The organism is Streptomyces sp. NPDC052396, assembly GCF_044593195.1.
GTDB lineage: Bacteria > Actinomycetota > Actinomycetes > Streptomycetales > Streptomycetaceae > Streptomyces.
Genome location: NZ_JBIUAW010000023.1, coordinates 1 through 17,954 on the forward strand (window position 1 = coordinate 1; position 17,954 = coordinate 17,954).

Annotated in this window: 11 protein-coding genes and 1 pseudogene; 11 read left to right on the forward strand and 1 reads right to left on the reverse strand. The window is 64.0% G+C overall.

Annotation, left to right across the window (positions count from 1 at the left end; translation table 11 throughout):
* The first annotated feature begins 278 nt into the window (after nt 1-278).
* From ACIHFE_RS32745 to ACIHFE_RS32785, 9 genes and pseudogenes are all read left to right on the forward strand, one after another.
* Nucleotides 279-1,160, forward strand: a complete 882-nt coding sequence (locus ACIHFE_RS32745) for a hypothetical protein (protein WP_400112461.1) — start codon at nt 279-281, stop codon at nt 1,158-1,160.
* 74 nt (nt 1,161-1,234) lie between these two features.
* Nucleotides 1,235-1,561, forward strand: a pseudogene (locus ACIHFE_RS32750) (transposase); the annotation flags it as partial.
* A 947-nt stretch (nt 1,562-2,508) separates the two neighbouring features.
* Nucleotides 2,509-2,970, forward strand: coding sequence for a hypothetical protein (locus ACIHFE_RS32755; RefSeq protein WP_400112463.1), 462 nt, complete (start codon nt 2,509-2,511; stop codon nt 2,968-2,970).
* A 109-nt stretch (nt 2,971-3,079) separates the two neighbouring features.
* The gene (locus ACIHFE_RS32760) at nt 3,080-4,036 is read left to right on the forward strand and encodes a hypothetical protein (RefSeq protein ID WP_400112465.1); all 957 of its coding nucleotides are present in this window, start codon (nt 3,080-3,082) and stop codon (nt 4,034-4,036) included.
* Between the two features lie 947 nt (nt 4,037-4,983).
* On the forward strand, nt 4,984-6,027 hold the full coding sequence (locus ACIHFE_RS32765) for a hypothetical protein (protein WP_400112467.1): 1,044 nt from the start codon (nt 4,984-4,986) through the stop codon (nt 6,025-6,027).
* Between the two features lie 3 nt (nt 6,028-6,030).
* Complete coding sequence (locus tag ACIHFE_RS32770) at nt 6,031-6,738, forward strand: ABC transporter ATP-binding protein (protein ID WP_400112468.1); 708 nt, start codon at nt 6,031-6,033, stop codon at nt 6,736-6,738.
* Complete coding sequence (locus ACIHFE_RS32775; protein ID WP_400112470.1) at nt 6,735-8,000, forward strand: ABC transporter permease; 1,266 nt, start codon at nt 6,735-6,737, stop codon at nt 7,998-8,000. The genes ACIHFE_RS32770 and ACIHFE_RS32775 overlap by 4 nt, the downstream gene beginning before the upstream one ends.
* Nucleotides 8,001-8,114: 114 nt before the next feature.
* Entirely contained in the window at nt 8,115-12,413 is a 4,299-nt protein-coding gene (locus ACIHFE_RS32780) for a hypothetical protein (RefSeq protein WP_400112471.1), read from the forward strand.
* A 75-nt stretch (nt 12,414-12,488) separates the two neighbouring features.
* Nucleotides 12,489-13,034 carry a hypothetical protein gene (locus tag ACIHFE_RS32785; protein ID WP_400112472.1) on the forward strand — a complete coding sequence of 182 codons (546 nt, stop codon included), beginning with the start codon at nt 12,489-12,491 and terminating at the stop codon, nt 13,032-13,034.
* Between the two features lie 637 nt (nt 13,035-13,671).
* On the opposite strand, the gene ACIHFE_RS32790 is transcribed toward ACIHFE_RS32785, so the two are convergent.
* Entirely contained in the window at nt 13,672-14,160 is a 489-nt protein-coding gene (locus ACIHFE_RS32790) for a hypothetical protein (protein ID WP_400112474.1), read from the reverse strand.
* Between the two features lie 855 nt (nt 14,161-15,015).
* Here ACIHFE_RS32790 and ACIHFE_RS32795 point away from each other — a divergent pair.
* Both ACIHFE_RS32795 and ACIHFE_RS32800 read left to right on the forward strand, forming a co-directional pair.
* The gene (locus ACIHFE_RS32795) at nt 15,016-17,295 is read left to right on the forward strand and encodes an ATP-binding protein (protein ID WP_400112476.1); all 2,280 of its coding nucleotides are present in this window, start codon (nt 15,016-15,018) and stop codon (nt 17,293-17,295) included.
* Nucleotides 17,296-17,725: 430 nt separating this feature from the next.
* Complete coding sequence (locus tag ACIHFE_RS32800) at nt 17,726-17,917, forward strand: hypothetical protein (RefSeq protein WP_400112477.1); 192 nt, start codon at nt 17,726-17,728, stop codon at nt 17,915-17,917.
* Nucleotides 17,918-17,954: the final 37 nt, after the last annotated feature.

A 17,954-nucleotide genomic window follows, 5' to 3' on the forward strand; every position in this document is an offset into this window, starting at 1 on the left:
AGGACCCTCGACAAGTCCCATCGTTGCAGGTCAGGAGCACTTCTCTCGTTCACCGTCAACACACGGATGACCAAGCCCGCGAAAGCGCGAGGCTAAGGGGACCACGACCAAGATCGCAGACGGTGATCGCCAATGATCCCAAACGACAACTACCGCCCGACCACGGCTCGTTACCGACCTCAGGTGGACGGCGGGAGGCCAACCGCAACAGCAACAGGACGGACGCCGAGTTGCTGCGAGCCAGAACGGTTTCGGGATCAGCCCCGTAGGGTCATCTCATGCCGACTGAGGACAACCCGCAGAGCACCGTCAAACACTGGCAGGTCTGCACCGATGTGTATGACTTCCTCGAGCAGATCCGCCTCCGCCCCAGCATGTGGCTGCCTGGCGGCTCACTCCAGCACCTGAAGTCCATCCTCATCGGCTACCGAGCCGCGCTCGGCGTGCACTCCATAAGCGGACCCTTCGACTTCTGGCCCGAAGACGGGTTCGTCCAATGGCTCTGGAAGCGCTACGGCCGGCGGAGCTCTCTCGGCTGGGCTGCCGAGATCGAACGGGCAACACCGGCAAGGTCCACCCCGGTCGAAGAGTTCTTCCGACTGCTGGACCAGTACCGCATGGAGCAGGCCCAGCCATCACCCCGCCCGCAGACACCGGCCATGCACCCGGGCTTGCAGGCCGTCCGCATTGAAATCTCCCGGCACGACTGGAGTGATCTGCAATGTGGCTGCGAGGGGACAGCCGCCCACGTGCCCTCTGACCTTCTGGACCTGATCACTGCCCAGACACCCGGCGAAGCGACGCTGACAGCGATCGACAACCACGTCATGATCCAGTCCAACCTCATGGATCCGGCCCCGGCCACCACCTCCGTGGTCCTCGCAGCGCTGGCTGACCCTGGCCTCACCACGCCCGAAGCCCGCGCCGCCCTGCTCGAACTCCTGCTGTACCTGGGGTGCGGCGACACAGCCCAGCAAAAGGAATGCGAAGCCAGCATTCGCGGAGCCGTCTGGATCCTCTACCGGGAGCTCACTACACACCCTTCGACCGTCGCCCGGGCACATGCCTACGAAACACTTCACAACCTCGAAACCGAGCGCGACCGTCTCGCCGCCTTCCGACACATCGTCCAAGACCGCCTGCCCGCAGACCTGCGCTGAACACACCATGATGCACTGCGGGAAGCGATCCCCGCAGTGCCGCAAGAGCCGGTGGTCAGGCACATTCGTGAACACCCGGCGTGGGCAAGCAGTTGGGCGCCGTGCTCATCGCGGCGACGGGCGGCGACATGGGCGCCTTCGACAGCGCCGACCGACTCGCCGGATACGCCGGCCTGGCACCTGCCCCGCGTGACTCCAACCGCGTGAGCGGCAACCTGCACCGACCACATCGCTTCCACCGCGGCCTGCCAAGACGTACTGCCAATGCAAACGCGCCGAGGGGAAGGGACACAAGCAGGCGCTGTTGGCGCCCGCGCGCCGACGGTAACGTCTTGTGGGCCATGACCCGCGACGGAGCGTGCGGCCAAGCCAGACTGCCCGTCACCCGCACTCGAGGCAGCTTTCTTGAGGGCCGGGTGCTTCGCCCCTCCCGGTGGGAGGACATCGACCAGGAGGTCTACGGCCGGCCGACGGTCCACCAGATGTTGGTGCTGCTCGCAGATGACGTGGCGAGCAGCAGGCAGGGACCTGGACTGGACTCAGGCCGGATCAGTCTCACCATCCTCCTGAAGCCTCGAGTGACAGGGTGACTACCACTCGCGGCGTACTGGGCCCGGATCTCGGAACTCACCCTCTTTGCGCCACGATCGACCGCACAGTGCTGAACTTCCTTCACTCGCCCTGCCGACGCCGACTCAAGGGCAGGGTGCGCGAGAACCCGCTGGAGGAAGTACTCGCACAACAACAGCCAGCACCCGGCGAGCGGACCGCGCTACAGCCTGCACGCCTACCCACCCAGCTTGGATCTCCACGCCCGACTGCCACGGACTGTCAAGCAGCGCACATGCTGCGCCGCCCCGGAATGGCGAACCTTATGTATCAGGTAGTAAACACGCTGGAATGAGCCAAGAGTGGCCCAGAATGAGCCAGGCTAACTCAAGAAAGCGGAAGAGGGTTCGACTGCTCGGGTAGGTTGCCTGCCGTGCTTATGTCCCGTGAGTTGGACAGGCATATGAGGGGGGAGTCCAGTCAACGGTGTTGTGCCACCTGTCTCTTAGGTGCGCTTTGTGATGTCCGGACATGCTTGATTAAACATTCTCGCTCACTTCAGAGTCTTTGCTTGGGCCTCTCAGGAAATATTGAAGAGTGCCGTTGAGTGAACTTTCCGTGCTTGGCAGATTGATGTGCCGAGAGTTTTTGCTCGCCGCCGCCGAACTTGCGGTACGGCTTGTGTGTCGAAGTGATTATGAAGTGGTTCGGATGGACTGGTCTCCCGTGTTCTCCTCCTTGCCGATTCGAGCAACTACATCTTTCCCTGTCCGAATGGAAGAGTAAGAGAGGTTCAGTGTTGCTGAAGAAAATTTCCGCACTCCTAGCGGCTGTATTCGCTGCATCGCTGGTGTCAGTGACTCCAGCCTCAGCTGATGGGAACGTTGTGTCTTGCGGGCGCAGTGGTGGGGGCTTTGGTCTCTACTACAACAGCAACAACAACGGCTCCCGGACATGCATCTATGGCAACGTCCGTGACTACGACTACGACGACAATCACTGCTCCTCGCAGGGCTGCCCTGCCTACTACTTCGAGGTGGACGGAAGGAATGGCCAAGGGCAGCGCCTGAAGAACGCCGCAGCATCTGTCTATAACTATGACGACGGGTCCCCGTACAAGGTGTGCTACAACGCCGGCTGGGGCGGGTCTGCGGACTTCTGGACCCCGTATGGCCAGTCCGCAGGATCACAGTTCTGGTACGGAAACCTGAACCATACCTTTAACAACAACGCTTCGCAGTTCCGGTTGTATGGCAGCTGAGCCCGCTATCGTCGTGCATTGAATTGGGGCGGTCCAGATTCTCACATCGGGCCGCCCCACCACATGTTCGGCGTCTGGGAGCCGGCACCGTACCAGAAATGAGCCTTTCGTGACCAAGAGATTGTCGTCCCGCACCACTGTGGGATTCTTTTCCCTCACACTTGTCCTGCCGGTGCTCGCCGGATGTTCGAACGGGAACGGGCAGAGCCACGCGCAATCCACCTCCATGCCAACGGTGGATCAGCCCACGCCCACAGATATCCCTCAGGTGCGATCGGATGAAATACCGCAATTTCCCATCGAGTCCTACATGCACAAGTACTCGGATGAGGCGCAGGTTATTTTGGCGTCGAAAATTCTGATCCACCAGTGCATGCAGAGGTTTGGGTTCGACTATGCGGGGCCCAATGTAACTGCCACTGCACTGGCAAGCCAGGACAGCGACATCAACCGGGAACGCAGGTACGGCATCATCAGCCCACGCGTGGCGGAGACACACGGGTACCGCCTGGTGGAAGAAACGCGAGGAGCCGGCACATCCGCCCCGCCGCACAAGCCCATGAGTGATGCGGAGAACAAGATCTTCATCGGGGACGGGGACCCGTCCAGCGGGGTCAAGAAAGGTGCCAGATATGACGGACGGCCCATTCCCGAAGGTGGCTGCTCGGGCGAGGCGTCCCGAACGCTCGGCCGCAAGGAGAGCAGCCGGACGGCGGAACAGATAAACAATATAAGTTTTGCCCGGTCGCAGGAGAACGGGTTGGTGAAGAAGGTTTTCGCGAGTTGGGCCGCATGCATGAGAGACAGCGGCTACAACTTCAAGAGCCCGATGGACCCGTTGGCGATATCACCGAAGGGGGAACTCTCCTCTTCCGAGATCACCATGGCGAAGACCGATGTGGCTTGCAAGCGAAAGGTGAACCTGGTGGGCACCTGGTTCACGGTGGAGTCCGGAATCCAGAAGCAGCTGATAGCGAAAAAAGAGGAGGTGCTTGCCCAGGACAAAAAAGACTTTGATTCCTTACTGAAGGAGGCAACCCGAGTGGGCGCCAACGGTGCATCGTAAGCAAATTCCAAGATACAGGGGGGTGCAGTGCACTCGCAGGGAGTCTCCCCAATGCGTATATCGGAGTCGGAGAATGCCTCCCGGCTCGTGGGCCAGAGGCTGGTTACCAAGAAGTTCGCTGCGTTCCTCTTACTGATCGGGATGGCGACCGGATGCTCCAGCGGCGGTCATCAGCATCAAGTGTCAGACCATAACCACGCGTCCCGATCCCCTCAGGGGGCCTCTGGTACACCGAAAGCAGGCGCACAAGCGACCGTAGATGCCGGACAGCACAGTGCCGAGCAGATCCACGACGAAGCCGAGTTCATCATCGGCGAGTATGTGAAGAAATTCGGCGAAGGCAAGCGTTCCTTGTGTTACCCCTCTTCGGGCAACGTATTCGGCCCCGATTGCGCAGCCGCTGCGGAGAGAATTGGCGGAGTCTCGACCCGGTTGGGTAACTATATAGCCGGCAGGTCCGGATACGCCGCACTAAGAACTGCTACAGCCAAGGCCGTGGAGACGAGCAGGGACTATGCAAAACTTCGCTGCGGCCAGCCTGTGACGGATGCCAAGACGCATGCACACTGCCTGCAGGACGCTGCAACGATCGCGCAGAGCCCAGACGATATCAGGGCAGCTTCCATTCTTGCGCTATCCGGGAGGTGAATCGGTACGCCATGTCCAGTCAAACCGAAGGCGGCGTGCCCAATGCTCCCCACCCGGATTCATCGCCCGTTGACGGAGGAAAACTCGGCGGAGGTGCCTTTCTTGCTCGCCGCAGAAGAATCACTATTGCGGTGGTAGCAGGTTCGGTCGTCTTCGCTATGGCTGGAGTGGCAGCGGCTTCCTACGTCAAATCTCCTGCGCAGGCCGCGGCGGACACCGCACCTCCGCCACGCGATGTACTCACTGCCCCGGTGGAGCGACGAGAGCTCTCGCAGACATTGGTGACTCGAGGAAAGGTTGTGGCTTCGCAAACCGTCGACGTGGTACAGGGTGGCGGCCCTGCCGGTGATGGCGTCGGGCGTACCGTGGTGACCAAGGTCAATGTGAAGACCGGGGACGCCGTCACTTTCGGACACGTGCTGCTTGAGGTGTCCGGTCGCCCCGTCTTTGCTTTGCCCGGCCGTATACCCGTATACCGTGATCTGGCGCCTGGTGCCCATGGTGAGGATGTGGCCCAGCTGCAGAGGGCACTTACAACGCTGGGGCTGCGCTGGAAGCCGGACTCAGCAGGGATCTTCGGAGACGGCACGCAGCGTGCCCTGGCAGCGTTCTACGCCTCGATCGGTTATGAGCCCGTGCGGCTGAGGCAAGCTCCCGGCGATGCAGGTCGCGCGACAGCCGGATTCCGCAGCACCACCTTGCCGGAGTCCCGCGCACCGGCTCCGCAGGCCATGAGTACGGGCATCACGCTTCCCATGTCCGAGGTCTTCTACCTGAATTCTCCGCCTGCGCGGATCGATTCTCTGACGGCGAAGGTGGGTTCGGGCGTGAAGGACTCGCTGATGACTGTGTCAGCGGGCGAGCTGAGTGTGGACGGATCCCTTGCGCCCTCCCAGAAAGGGCTTGTCCGGCCCGGACAGAAGGTGCAGATTCTCTCCGAGACCACTGGTCAAGAAGCCACGGGCTCGGTGACATCCGTTGCCACTGCGCCCTCGGCGCCGAAGAGGGACGATCCGCAGTCAGGTCAGAGCTTCGCCATGCGGGTCACACCGGACAAGCAGTTGCCCGTCGGCTTTGCCGGTCAGGAAGTGCGACTCACAGTGACAGCCGCCTCGTCAGGGGGCAAGGCCCTCCTCGTCCCTTCGGCCGCCATCTCTTCCGGTGCGGATGCCCGGACCACGGTGACGGTGCGATCAGCTCACGGCAGGCAACACCGTGTGGAGGTGCGTACCGGCATGTCGGGTGACGGCTACGTACAAGTAACGCCCGTCGGTGCGGGATCGCTTGCTGCCGGCGACCAAGTCGTGGTTGGCCTCAAGACCGGTACGCAGCGGGCGGGGTGAGCGATGAGTGACGACATGCTGGTCCCGGTGATTGATCTGCGGGGAGTCGGCCTGACTTATCCCGGCCCGCCGCCCGTGGCAGCTCTCAAACCCTGTGACATGCGCATCGAGCGAGGTGTGTACACCACCATTGTCGGCCCGTCAGGATCAGGGAAATCGACCTTGCTCAACGTGCTCGGCCTCCTCGACGCTCCATCAGCAGGGACCTATCACCTGGACGGCATAGATACCGGATCCGCGAGTGAAACACGCCGTACGAGCCTGAGGGCGGCGCGCATCGGATTTGTCTTCCAGTCATTTCACCTTCTACCGCACCGCAGTGCGCGTGAGAACGTGGAGTTGGCCATGGTCTACCAGCGGGTACCCCGGCGGGACCGCCGGTTGCGAGCGGGGGAGGCGCTGGAACGTGTCGGTCTCGGCCACAAGATCGAGAGATTACCCACCCGCTTGTCCGGCGGCGAGAGACAGCGTGTTGCAATCGCACGGGCCCTTGTGGGCGAGCCCTCACTCCTGCTCTGCGATGAACCGACTGGCAATCTCGACTCCCGAACGGCAGCCGCAATTCTTGATCTCTTGGATGCCCTCCACCGTGACGGCATGACCATCGTTGTCATCACCCACGACTCGCAGGTGGCGGCAAGGGGGCAGCGCAGGATATCCGTCCATGACGGAGTACTAACGGACGTGACCTCTGCACTGCCGGCATCATGAGCCGGCCGGAACCCCCCGGGACGGAGCGCAGTGACTGCCTCCGGTCCACCAGGAAGTCGAAGCTGACTCCGCATGATCTCGCCGGTGAAGCGCTGGCCGGCGTTCTTCAGCGGCCGGCTCGTTCGCTGCTGACGGCGCTTGGCACTGTGCTCGGTGTCGGCTCCTTCATCTGTGTGCTCGGTTTGACCGGTACCGCTGCGTCCCAGATCGACGCACGCTTCAACAAGTTGTCGGCGACAGAAGTCACGGTGGCCGACACGGGCGGCGGCGATGCCGACCGGGTGCCTATCGCCTTTCCGGAGAACGCCGATGAACGTGTGCAAGGGCTCCATGGGGTAACCGCAGCCGGGATGTACTGGCAGGTCCGGCTCGGAGCGGGACAGACCGCCAAGTCAACCCCATCCCGTGTGAGTGAGAGCGATGATGCCCGTACTCCGGTCGTCGCGGCCTCTCCGGGACTGCTGAACGCGATGGGCCCTCGTCTGGCCCAGGGACGCACCTTCGATGCCTACCACGATCTGCACCAGCAGAGAGTTGCCGTGATCGGCTCAGGCCTGTCACACCGGTTGGGCATCACCACGCTGGATGCCCAACCTGCTGTCTTTATCGGCGATGTCCCGTTCACCGTCATCGGGATTGTCGACGACGTGGAGCGCAAACCCGACCTCTTGTTGTCGGTCCTCATCCCCCACTCCACTGCCCGGTCCCTCTGGGGACCGCCGGGCGACGATCGCGCCCACATGCTGATCTCCACAAACCTGGGAGCCGCTCCCCAAGTAGCCGACGAAGTACCACTGGCCCTGAGGCCAGATCATCCAGAGTATTTCAAATCCACACCACCACCCGATCCCAAGGCGTTGCGCTCGGATGTCGGCGGGGACCTCAACCAGCTCTTTCTCCTGCTTGCCGGAATTTGCTTGGTCATCGGGGCGGTTGGTATCGCCAACACCACCCTGGTCGCGGTCATGGAACGCGCAGGGGAGATCGGGCTTCGCAGGGCGCTCGGCGCGCGCGGAAAGCACATCATGCTCCAATTCCTCGCGGAATCAGCGGCATTGGGACTCTTTGGCGGGCTCATCGGGACATCTCTGGGCGCCGTCTCCATTGTGATCGTCTCCGTGGTCCGGCACTGGACCCCGGTCATCAGCCCCACGATGGTGGCTGCCGCACCAGCTCTCGGGCTCGTTACAGGAGTTCTGGCCGGGCTGTATCCGGCGTGGCGAGCCGCTCGTATTCCCCCGGCAGAAGCACTGCGCCGATGAGGGACATGGTCCACCGGCCGGGCAGCGCCGAATGGTGCGTCTGGGCGGAGAGGAAACCAGCAAAGGAGAAGAGTGAGACTTTTCCGAAGATTACTCCGAATACAGGCGGTGGCCGTGCCCACCGCCATGATGGTGGGGCTCTTACCCGGGAACGGAGCCTGGGCGGTGCACGGCGAGGGGGCTGCCGCGCCGACGACGCGGAAAGAAGGCCCCCAGAGAGCTGAAGGCGTTGATCCGGCACGTCGATCATCCCTCTTAGGGAAAGACTGGAAGAAGTCGAACGACCGGGCGTGGACGACGTCGGGTGACGCGACCGGTTTCCATGTGCTGGTCGCTGATGCCAATACTGGCTACACATGGCATACAGCGGCGACGCTGTCGGAGCCCAGCCTGGAGACCGATCAGTGGATCGGCAATGCCTGCCTCACCGGATCCGGGAAACGAGCCGTGGTGGTGTACGCCCCTAGGGCATTCATCAATCGCGAGTACCTCTTCGACCGCGGCGCGTTCACGGCAGTCGTCGACCTGGCATCAGGCAAGGTGACCAAACTGCCGCTGAACGCCAGCCTCGCCTACTTTAACCCCGGTTGCGGGGCGGGCGAGACCGCAGTGGTCACACAGGCCAACTCCGACGGCAAGAGCCAGCAGACCCAGCTGCAAACCGTAGATGCCACAACCGGAAAGATTGTTTCCACGGGAGTGGTCAACGGTCAGGCCACATCCGCCATCCCTGTCGGCAAGAATGTCATCGCCGCCGCTGGAGCGCACCTGATCCAGGTCAATCCCTCAGGCAAGAGCAACGTGCTGGCCACCACCCACGGCACAGCGATACGACTGCACCCGGACGGCGAGGGCAATGTCGCCTTTCTGGAACCGGTCAAGGGCGACAAGGTCAAGGTTCAGTACTTGCAAGGCAGCAAGGTCAGGACCTTGGCAACCGGCACGTTGGGGGAGGTGGGTCTGGCCCAGGGCGCCTACGGCAAGGTCTTCGTCACCGGCCGCTCCAATGAAACGGACGAGGACCGGCCTTCAACGGTGCACCGCGTTACCGGGGCGCCGGCACAGGCGGAGCTGTCCACAGACGGCAAGCTGGCCATCGTCCAGGCCGCCCCACACCACCTGGCGGACAGGGTCGCCACTCCGCTGGAGCGGGCCAGAACCCAGGCCGCCGAGCCTGTCGACATCAAGGCAACCGCCATCAAGACCGAGAAGCACCTGGCCTTCACGGTCGAGACCGCTCAGACGCGGGGGCAGACCGAGACAGGCGGGAAGCCTTCACCGTTGCTGCCGTTCATTGCGGGCGGCAAGAAGGCAGTGAAGAACGCGCTGGCCAACTCGGGCAAGACTTCAGCCGCCTCGGACGCCTCCACCAACCCCGTCGATGGCGATCGCTACTGCTCGGTTCCGCGCAACGATGTGAACACGCAGGTATACCAGCCCACCCCCAACCAGGTGGAGTGGGCGGCCGACATGGCCATCCGAGGCCTGCTGGTCTCCGGGAACATCCACCGGCCGGCCAACTGGAACAACTCGGGCCTATCCGCCTGGTCTCCGCAGGGTATGTTCCCGCCGCACGACCTAGTTGGCGGTGGCCGGATTCCCGCGCAGGTTATGTTGGGCATCCTCTCGCAGGAGTCCAACCTGTGGCAGGCGACCTCGCACGCCGAGCCGGGTGAATACGGCAACCCCCTCATCGGCAACTTCTACGGCACCAACATCTACGCCGGCAACAAGGGCTACGACCCGAAGCGGATCTGGAAGGTCAACTGGAAGGAAGCCGACTGCGGTTACGGCATCGGCCAGGCCACGGACGGCATGCGCATAGCCGGCCACGCCAAAGACAATGAAGTGCTCCTGCCTCCGGAGCAGCAGCGTGCCGTGGCTGTGGACTACGCCACCGGCATCGCCTACTCGGTGCGGATCCTCCAGGACAAGTGGAACGAGCTCCACGACCCCAGCCATCAGATCAAGCTGAACGACGACGACCCCTCACGCCCAGAGAACTGGTTTGCCGCCGTCTGGAACTACAACTCGGGCTTCAACCTGCCTGGCACTGACGCGGGGACGCCGTCGGCCTGGGGGCTGGGCTGGGGAAACAACCCGGCCAACCCCAAGTATCCCGCTGACCGCTACCCGTTCCTTGACAACAACCACTATGCGGACGCCGCCAAGCCGCAGAACTGGTCCTACGAAGAGAAGGTGATGGGCTGGGCCGCCTACCCCATCGACACAGGCCGCTCCTACGACAACGACGGTAACCAGGACAAAGGCAACACCCATGGCTTCTCGGCCGCATGGTGGTCTACCACCAAAGACCGCATGTTCGCGATCAAGCCTTCCCTGAACACATTTTGTGATTCCACCAACGACTGCTTCTTCATGGAGCCGCCGGTCTGTCACGACATCCCCTGCTACACCCCCCACTGGTTCCACCACGACGTCAAGTGGAAGAACTGCTCGACCACATCGGACTCGCTGGGGGTACGGCAGTGCGGCAACGAGTACCTCACCTATAAGACGGTGCGGGGCGAGCCGGGTGACGCCCGACCGCACCCTGGCCCCTGTGGCTCTGCAGATCTACCCAGCAATACCGTGCTCGTCGACGACGAACCGGACGATGCCCCGCAGAACAGATGCGGCGCCCGTGTCTGGTCCAGCCGTGGCTCGTTCTCCTGGTCCTTCCCAGTCGACGACGAAGGCCACTACGAGGCCAAGGAAGATCTCCACCAGATCGGCGGCGGCTTCGGCGGCCACTACTGGTTCTCTCACGCCCGTCAGCCCAACAACTGGGACAACTATCTGACGACCAACGGTACTTGGATGCCCCAGCTGAGCGATCACGTCTACAAGATCCAGGCGTTCATCCCCTACCTCTCGCACACCACCAAGAGCGCTCACTACGAGATCACGACCAAGGACGGCAAGGTCCGTGAGCGGATCGTCGACCAGTCCAAAGCCAGCAATGACTGGTTGACCATCGGCTATTTCCAGCTTGGATCCAACGCCAAGGTCTCCCTCAGCAACGTCACCGATGACTCCACCTCCGGTGAGCTGGACGTGGCCTACGACGCGCTCGCGTTCGTTCCGGTGGAGGGGGCCTACGAGCACCACACCTTCGACGCGGCGGCGATCTTCGAGAGCAATCAGAACCTGGACACTGACACCCCCTGGCTGATGAAGACGCCCATGCGCACGCGTCAGACCATCTACGACTGGGGGCACTCGCGCACGGCCGGCGGCACGACCTTCGACAACCACGGAAAGCTGGTCGGCCTGTCCAATTTCAAGGCCTGCGACAACGGTGAGCACAACGACCTCTGTGTGGGCAGCGCTGTCTCCTCCGCAGTGAAGTCCTGGCAGGCCGACGTCGACGCGGCCGGGACCGACCCGAACAACCATCCCTCCGAGGCCGACTGGCTGGGATTCGCGATTCCCGCGCCACCGGCGACGATCGACGAGCACACCTTCGACGACGACCGCTCCTACAAAATCAAGACGCATATCGACGCGTCGTATGTCGTCGGCCCGGATGGCAAGATCATCTCGGGGTCGGAGGAAGTAGTGGACTCGAGTCGGACTGGCAACACCGAGATCGCCCCGTTCGCCCGCAATTTCATCCAGGCAACGGTCAAGGACTACGGCTCTCTCGGCGTCAGCCTGCCCGACCTGTCGTTCGACGCCAAGGATGGGAACGTCACCGGTCAGACAACTCATGTGGCGAATCCGCTGGAGACCGGCGTCACCCCCGGACAGGCCTACCGTTCGGGCCGGCAGCCGACCAGCATCGACTCCAGTGGTACGTGTGTGACGACCAAGTACATAAGCGGCGGCAGCATCGGTTACCGCCCGCTCGACGAGGCGCCCAGCACCGACGCCAACATCAGCGCCTGGGTGGACAAGCTGAAAAGCCTGGCCGATCAGCGGTCGATCCCGGCCGAGGTTGCGGACACAGCCGGCGACATCTACAGCCTGTTCTTCCGCAAGCCCGCGATCGACGGCGATACCAACCCCCAGGGCTCGCTGTTCAACATGGCGCCCCCGATCTGGCAGGAGGTCAGTATGGCCTTCTGCGCAGGTGGCAGCGTCAAGTCCACGGCTGCGGCGAACATCGACGACAACCCAACGACGGGGATCGTGTACCAGAGCTACATGCCCAATCTGTACCTCTACCTTGACGGTCACATGGTCGACGAGACCGGGCAGCCGATAAGTGGGCCTGTGCAGCGAGGCGATTTCAGGTCGTTCTCGAACGTGCCGCTCGGTGACGACCACCACACCGGCTACGGGTCGTGCGGGACCGAGATCCGGGGCAACGGAGGAAATCCGTGGGGCCTCAGGGCGGTGCCGTCCGGCTTCCCCGGCGGCACCCCCACCGTCCCGATGTTCTGCGACGACGGGAGCCACGCTGGCTGATTCCCGGCCCCGGCAGGATCCGCAACCGTGGGCCCTGCCGGGGCTATCGTTTTCGGCGAGAGGACAATGCAGGCCATGATGGTGCGACGCCCCACTCTGCCCGAGCTGCTGATGGCGCTTCCGCCCCTGCTCTTTCCGCTCGCCGTGACCCTGCCGTCCGGCCTGCCCGTCGGCCAGGTGGTCCTCGCCTCCACGATCGGCATCTTCCCGGCTGCACTCTCCTGGTGGCTGGGAAGCCGGGTCCTAGCCCGGCACAACCGCCTGCGCCATGCAGCGCTCACGGGGTGCGTCTCGACATCGCTGTTCGGCTGCCTGGTCGTAGGTTCCTTCTATTACGGATTCATCTTTGCGATCCCACTCGTCCTTGTCTTCGGCTTCCTCGGCCTGTTGAGCCTCTGGGGCACCTGGGCCCTGGCCCTGGACAGGCGATGGGGAGCGCCGGTGGCCTCCCTCCCGATGTTTCTGATCGCGGTCTTCGGGCTCCGCTTCTCCGCCGGTGGAGCAGCGGCGACCCTGGCGCGTCTGGTCGGTTGGACATGCCTGGCCGTTGCCGTCCTGTTGTGCTCTCTGACGCTCTTCGTACGCCCCGTACCCAACATTGCGCCTCCCAAGGGCGATTAATGCGCCGTCACCTGTGTGTGCCTGCGGTCACCAGGCTCGGCCTCCGCTGCCGAGCAACACCGCGACTTGAGATCGGCCTCGCGGTTGACCCCGCCCAAGTAGGCTTCCGCCGTCGCGGCCGCGCACTGGTCCACTTGGAACAGGCCGCCCGAGAGCCCCAGGTCACGGTTGCCGGACCACTGCCCTCACACGGGTTAGGCCCCCCCTGAACCGGCCACTCGAGAGCCATCAGACAGGTACCAATCGGGAGTATGCCCGCCCATGGGTGGCCGTCCTCTGCCGGTTCATTCTGCTGGTTGCGGCGACCGCTTACGCGATTCAAGGCCCAGCCTTGCCGACGTGCCGGAGTGGCCGGGCTCGGTCCGTTGGCGGTCGCCCCCCAACCGGGCTCGATTGCGCGCCGGAGCCGGCCGCTCGTGTGATTTACAAGCGCATCCGGCACGGGCGGGCTTTATGAGAATAGGACATCACTGCACGTAGGCTGACTATCCGGGAACTTAAATAGCCAAAAAGATGGCTCTGGCTTGACGGCCAGAGCCACCCTAAAATTTCCAATAGCACTTCAGTATGGAAGATCTTTCCCGGATTCAAACTTTGCCATTCGAGCGAGATTTACGACTCGTGGAGCCTGTTTATCTTAAACGATAGCAAGTGGAGATCCCGTAAGCTCCCACTTCTCCATGCCCTCCTTGCCGTCGTGGATCGTGAAGGTTACCGAGGCGTCTGCGAAGTAGAGACTGCCGGGAGTTATGTTTTGTGCGGGAAGCCCGCAGGTCACCGACTCTGCGTCTGCGTTAGCCAAAGTGGAGTTAAGCTTTTTTGTCAAGTCGCACCTCATCTGTGCGGCGACCGTTTCGGTACCGTCCTTTGATGGACGCGTTTTGAGGCGAGGGGTTACGGTAAAGGAATCCCACCGCTGCCCCTGATCCAGCGCTTGATCGTCAAGTATCTGCCACGTGAAGCCTACCGACGCATGGATCTTGCCATCGACCTTTTCTGTGCACACCTCGGCATGCACTTCGGTGGCCGGCTTCTTTCCTGGAAGGTCAAAGTCCTTGGAGTTTACTTCGGTATCTGCACAGGTCAATGCTTCTGACGCCGTTGCAGTTGGTGTGGCGATGAGCATGCAGGCCAAGGCGCCCGCCCCTGCAAGTGCTGCTGAACATACGCGATTTATGTGACCCATAGAACACCCCTTGCCGCCAGCTGCAGGTAATCGCTGCCATGAGTTGATAGACAATGGCAGTGTTGTGGCTCTTCGTGGCAGATTTTGCTCAGCGGTAGCCACCGCTCTTCGGCTCATGCCTCTTGGAGGCCTGGACGGAAGCGTCAAAAGGTGGAACAAGAACACGAGTGGAGCCGCCTGCAATTTAGCTCACGCAAGCGTAAGGACTGGCCGTCCTCGACCTTTTTAACAGACCGCTGATGCGAAATCCGTCTGTCCCCTCTCTGGCTGTTTTCGTCACCCCGATGGTCGGGGGATTAAAAATAAGGGTTTCGCACTCGTGTTGTCAATGAGACCAAAGGGCACGTGTGTTGCAAATGGGGCACGAAGGAAAGGTTGAAGATCGCTTAACTGCTTTCGATTTACGTTTTCGCAGGTGGGGGTGGATCTCGATGGCTTCGCTGGTCCGGAGCGTCGTGTTCGTCGAACCGTTTCTTAGCGGTTTGGGCAGAGGTCGACTGCCAAGGGGTTCCCCCCACGGCAGGGATATGATTGGCCCGCTGCAGTGACGGCGGGACTGCACTTAGATGACCGATCGCCCGCCGGCGTGGAAGCTGTCGCTACTCGCATCGGACCCGTCTGCATCGCGATGACGCCCGCTTCCGGCCGTGAATCGGCCGTTCCGCATTTGCGCCCTTCCGATTGCTTGGAACCCTGGTGTCATCTGAGAAACATCACCTAGCATGGCGATCACAACATCAAATTTTCGCAAAGTGACGTGGGGAAATCGCCTTGCAAGAAGCATTAAGACCGCTCTTGCCCCTGCCCGGCTCCGGTCTGGCCCCCGCCATCAGTAACCCGCTCAGCCTTGGCTTCGACGAGCTGTACGGACGCGAAGCGGAACTGTCGCTGCTCACCTGTCTCCTGCGCCGGCGGCATGACCGGTTGATCACCCTGACCGGCCCGGCCGGCGTGGGGAAGAGCCGCTTGGTCCATGCGGCGCTGGGGAACGGGGGTATGGCCCATGGTGAATCGGCGGAGTGGACGGACCTCGCAGACAGCCGGGACGGTGATCCCGTCTGGGCCCGGTGTGGGGCCCGTTCGGCTGACGAGGCGGCCCGGCACATCGGTTCGGAGGAACTGCTGCTCGTCCTGGACAACTGCGACCCCGTCGCCTCGTCCATCGCCCTGGACATCGCCGGACTGCTCGGATCCTGTCCACGGCTGCGGGTCCTGGTCACCAGCCGGGTGGCGCTGGACATCCGGGCCGAACGCATCTTTCCGGTGAACCCGCTGCCAGTGGGGCCGGGTTCGCCTGCCGAGGAGCTCTTCGTCAACCACGTCCACCCGTACTACCGTCCGATGCTTCTCGCAGGCCGGGGACCAGTGGCGGTGACGGACATCTGCCGGGAACTTGGCGGCGTACCACTTGCCCTCCAGATGGCGGCGGAGTCCGTGGGGGCCGAGGGCCCTCATGCCGTGCTGCGGGTGCTGCGCGATGGCTCCTACCGTGACCGGCGCAGACTGCGAGATGTGCCGAAGCGTCACCGCACCATCGCCAATGCGATGAGCTGGGCCGGTCATGTGCTGACGGACTCAGACCGGGCACTGCTCCAGGCTCTTGCGGTGTTCAGGGGGAACTTCGACCTGAGTGCCGCCGAGCAAGCGGTCGGCGGTGACAGGGAGGCGGCGGTGCGCGGCGCCGAATCCCTGGTGCGCAAGAGCCTGTTGCTCCGCGCCGCCGACGACGGACATGTCGGCGAGCCGGAGTTCAGGCTGACATCGATGGCCCGCTACTACTTCCGCCGGCAGCTCGAGGGCGACCCCCGGGCGCTGAATACGGCGCTCGACCGGCACGCCGCGGTCTGTACTGGCTTCGCTCTCCGTGTGGCCCATGAGCTGCGCTCGGGACATCCTGCGGACCGGATCGTGGCCCAGGTCGAGGCCCGACTGCCCGACTTGTGGTGGGCGGTGCAGTACCTGCGAGCGCGTGGGGACCACGCCGGGGTGCTGCGGCTTCTCACTGCCTTGCAGGGGCCGCTGCTCGACCACGGGGTGGCCCCGCAGGCCGCCGACGAGCTGGAGGCGGCGGCTTCGGTGCGCACCCCCGGGGATGGTGCGCTCGCCGCCGAGGCGTTGATGAGTGTGGCCCGCCGGGCGCTTGACGATGGCGACGACCGGCGCGCTGAGGCCGCGCTCGACCGGGCTCTGAAGGCCGCCGCCGAACTCCCCCCGGTGCGGGCCCGGATCGCGGCGCTCACCGGTGAAGTTCTGCGCCGCCGGGGCGAGACTGCCGCTGCAGATGACCTGCTTGCCACGGCGGTCGACCGGCTCGACGCTGCCGGTGACCCGCGCGGCGCCGCGGGGGCTCGCCGGTCGCTGGCCCTGCTGCGGGCGGCACGCGGTGAGCGGGATGCGGAGAAGCTCCTCCGCCTGGCGCTCGACGAACTGGTCTCGGCACCCGCCAGGCCGACTCACCCGTGGTGTGACACGGCGCCTCTCGCCGCGCTCCGCGCTAGCCTGCTCGTCGCCCTGGCCCGGGTGCGGAGGGAGCTCGGCGAGATCGCCAAGGCCCACGCCGACGTCCGCGAGGCCCTGCGGCTACTGCAGCACATCGCCAGCCCTGGCCAGGCGGCCGAGGCCCTGGAGGTCACAGCACTGGTGACCGTCGTCTCTGACACGGACGAACACCGCGCCGCGGCTGACCGGTTGATGGCCCACGTGGACGTTCTGCGGCGCCACTACTGGGTCCGCGCCGGTGGCCAGGCCGGGGAACAGGTCGAGGGGCAAGACGAGGAAACGGAGCGCCTCGTCCTCGACCAGGCCCTGCTGGCGGGGCTCGCTGCACCACCGCCGCGCGTGGAGCATTCAGACCTCGCGGCCCCTCCCGGGGGCTCCAACCCGGTGCAGCGGCTCACCAAGCGGCAGCACGAGGTGGCCGAGCTGGTCTCCGAGGGGCTGACCAACCGGCAGATCGCGAGCCGGCTCGGTATCTCGGAGTGGACCGTGACCAACCATCTCCGCACGGTCATGCAGAAGCTGGAGTGCACTTCCCGGGTCCAGGTGATGCGTGCCCTGCAGCGGGCGGACCGGTGAGCTGCCCCGGGCCACCCACCTCTGGATCGGCCGAACCGGCGCAACGGTGCGCGCTGAGAACGTGGCGCTGCTCGGCATGGACGAGCGGCGTCGACTGGCCGGGTACGCGTACGAGGCACACCGGGCCTGGTACAGCGGGCACGTGCGGCGATCCGCCGCACGTGCGCCCGGTGGCATGGGGTGGCGCCGCACAATGTGGTCTGGGGCAGGCAGGCCTGCCCCGGGTGTGGGGACGAGGGACACGGGCAGCCCGTGATCCGGTGGCCGCAGACGGAGTGGCGGATCGGCGTCTGCCGTTCGAGGCGTCGGCGGTGCTCCGCCGATGCCTCGATGCCGGGGAACGCGCCTAGGCTTCCGCTGCCCGGTCGGGCGCCGAGCGCGACGAGACCCTGTTGCGCTGCTGGGTGCGGAAGGAGACGGTGGCCAAGTTGTGGGGGTCGGCCTTGGCGCCGTCCTGTCCCGGGTGGCCGTACGCCCTGCGGAGGATCGAGTCGGGCCCGGCCGGGGCCGCGGGCCGGAGCAGAGGGAAGCGCGCGACGTGGCGGTGGACCGGATGGGGCTGGTCGCGGTCGCCCGTACCCTGGCGACTGCTGTGGAGCCGGTCGTCCTGCACGCGCTGTGACGAGCGGGCCGGGCTGCGCGCGCACAGCCCGGCCCGC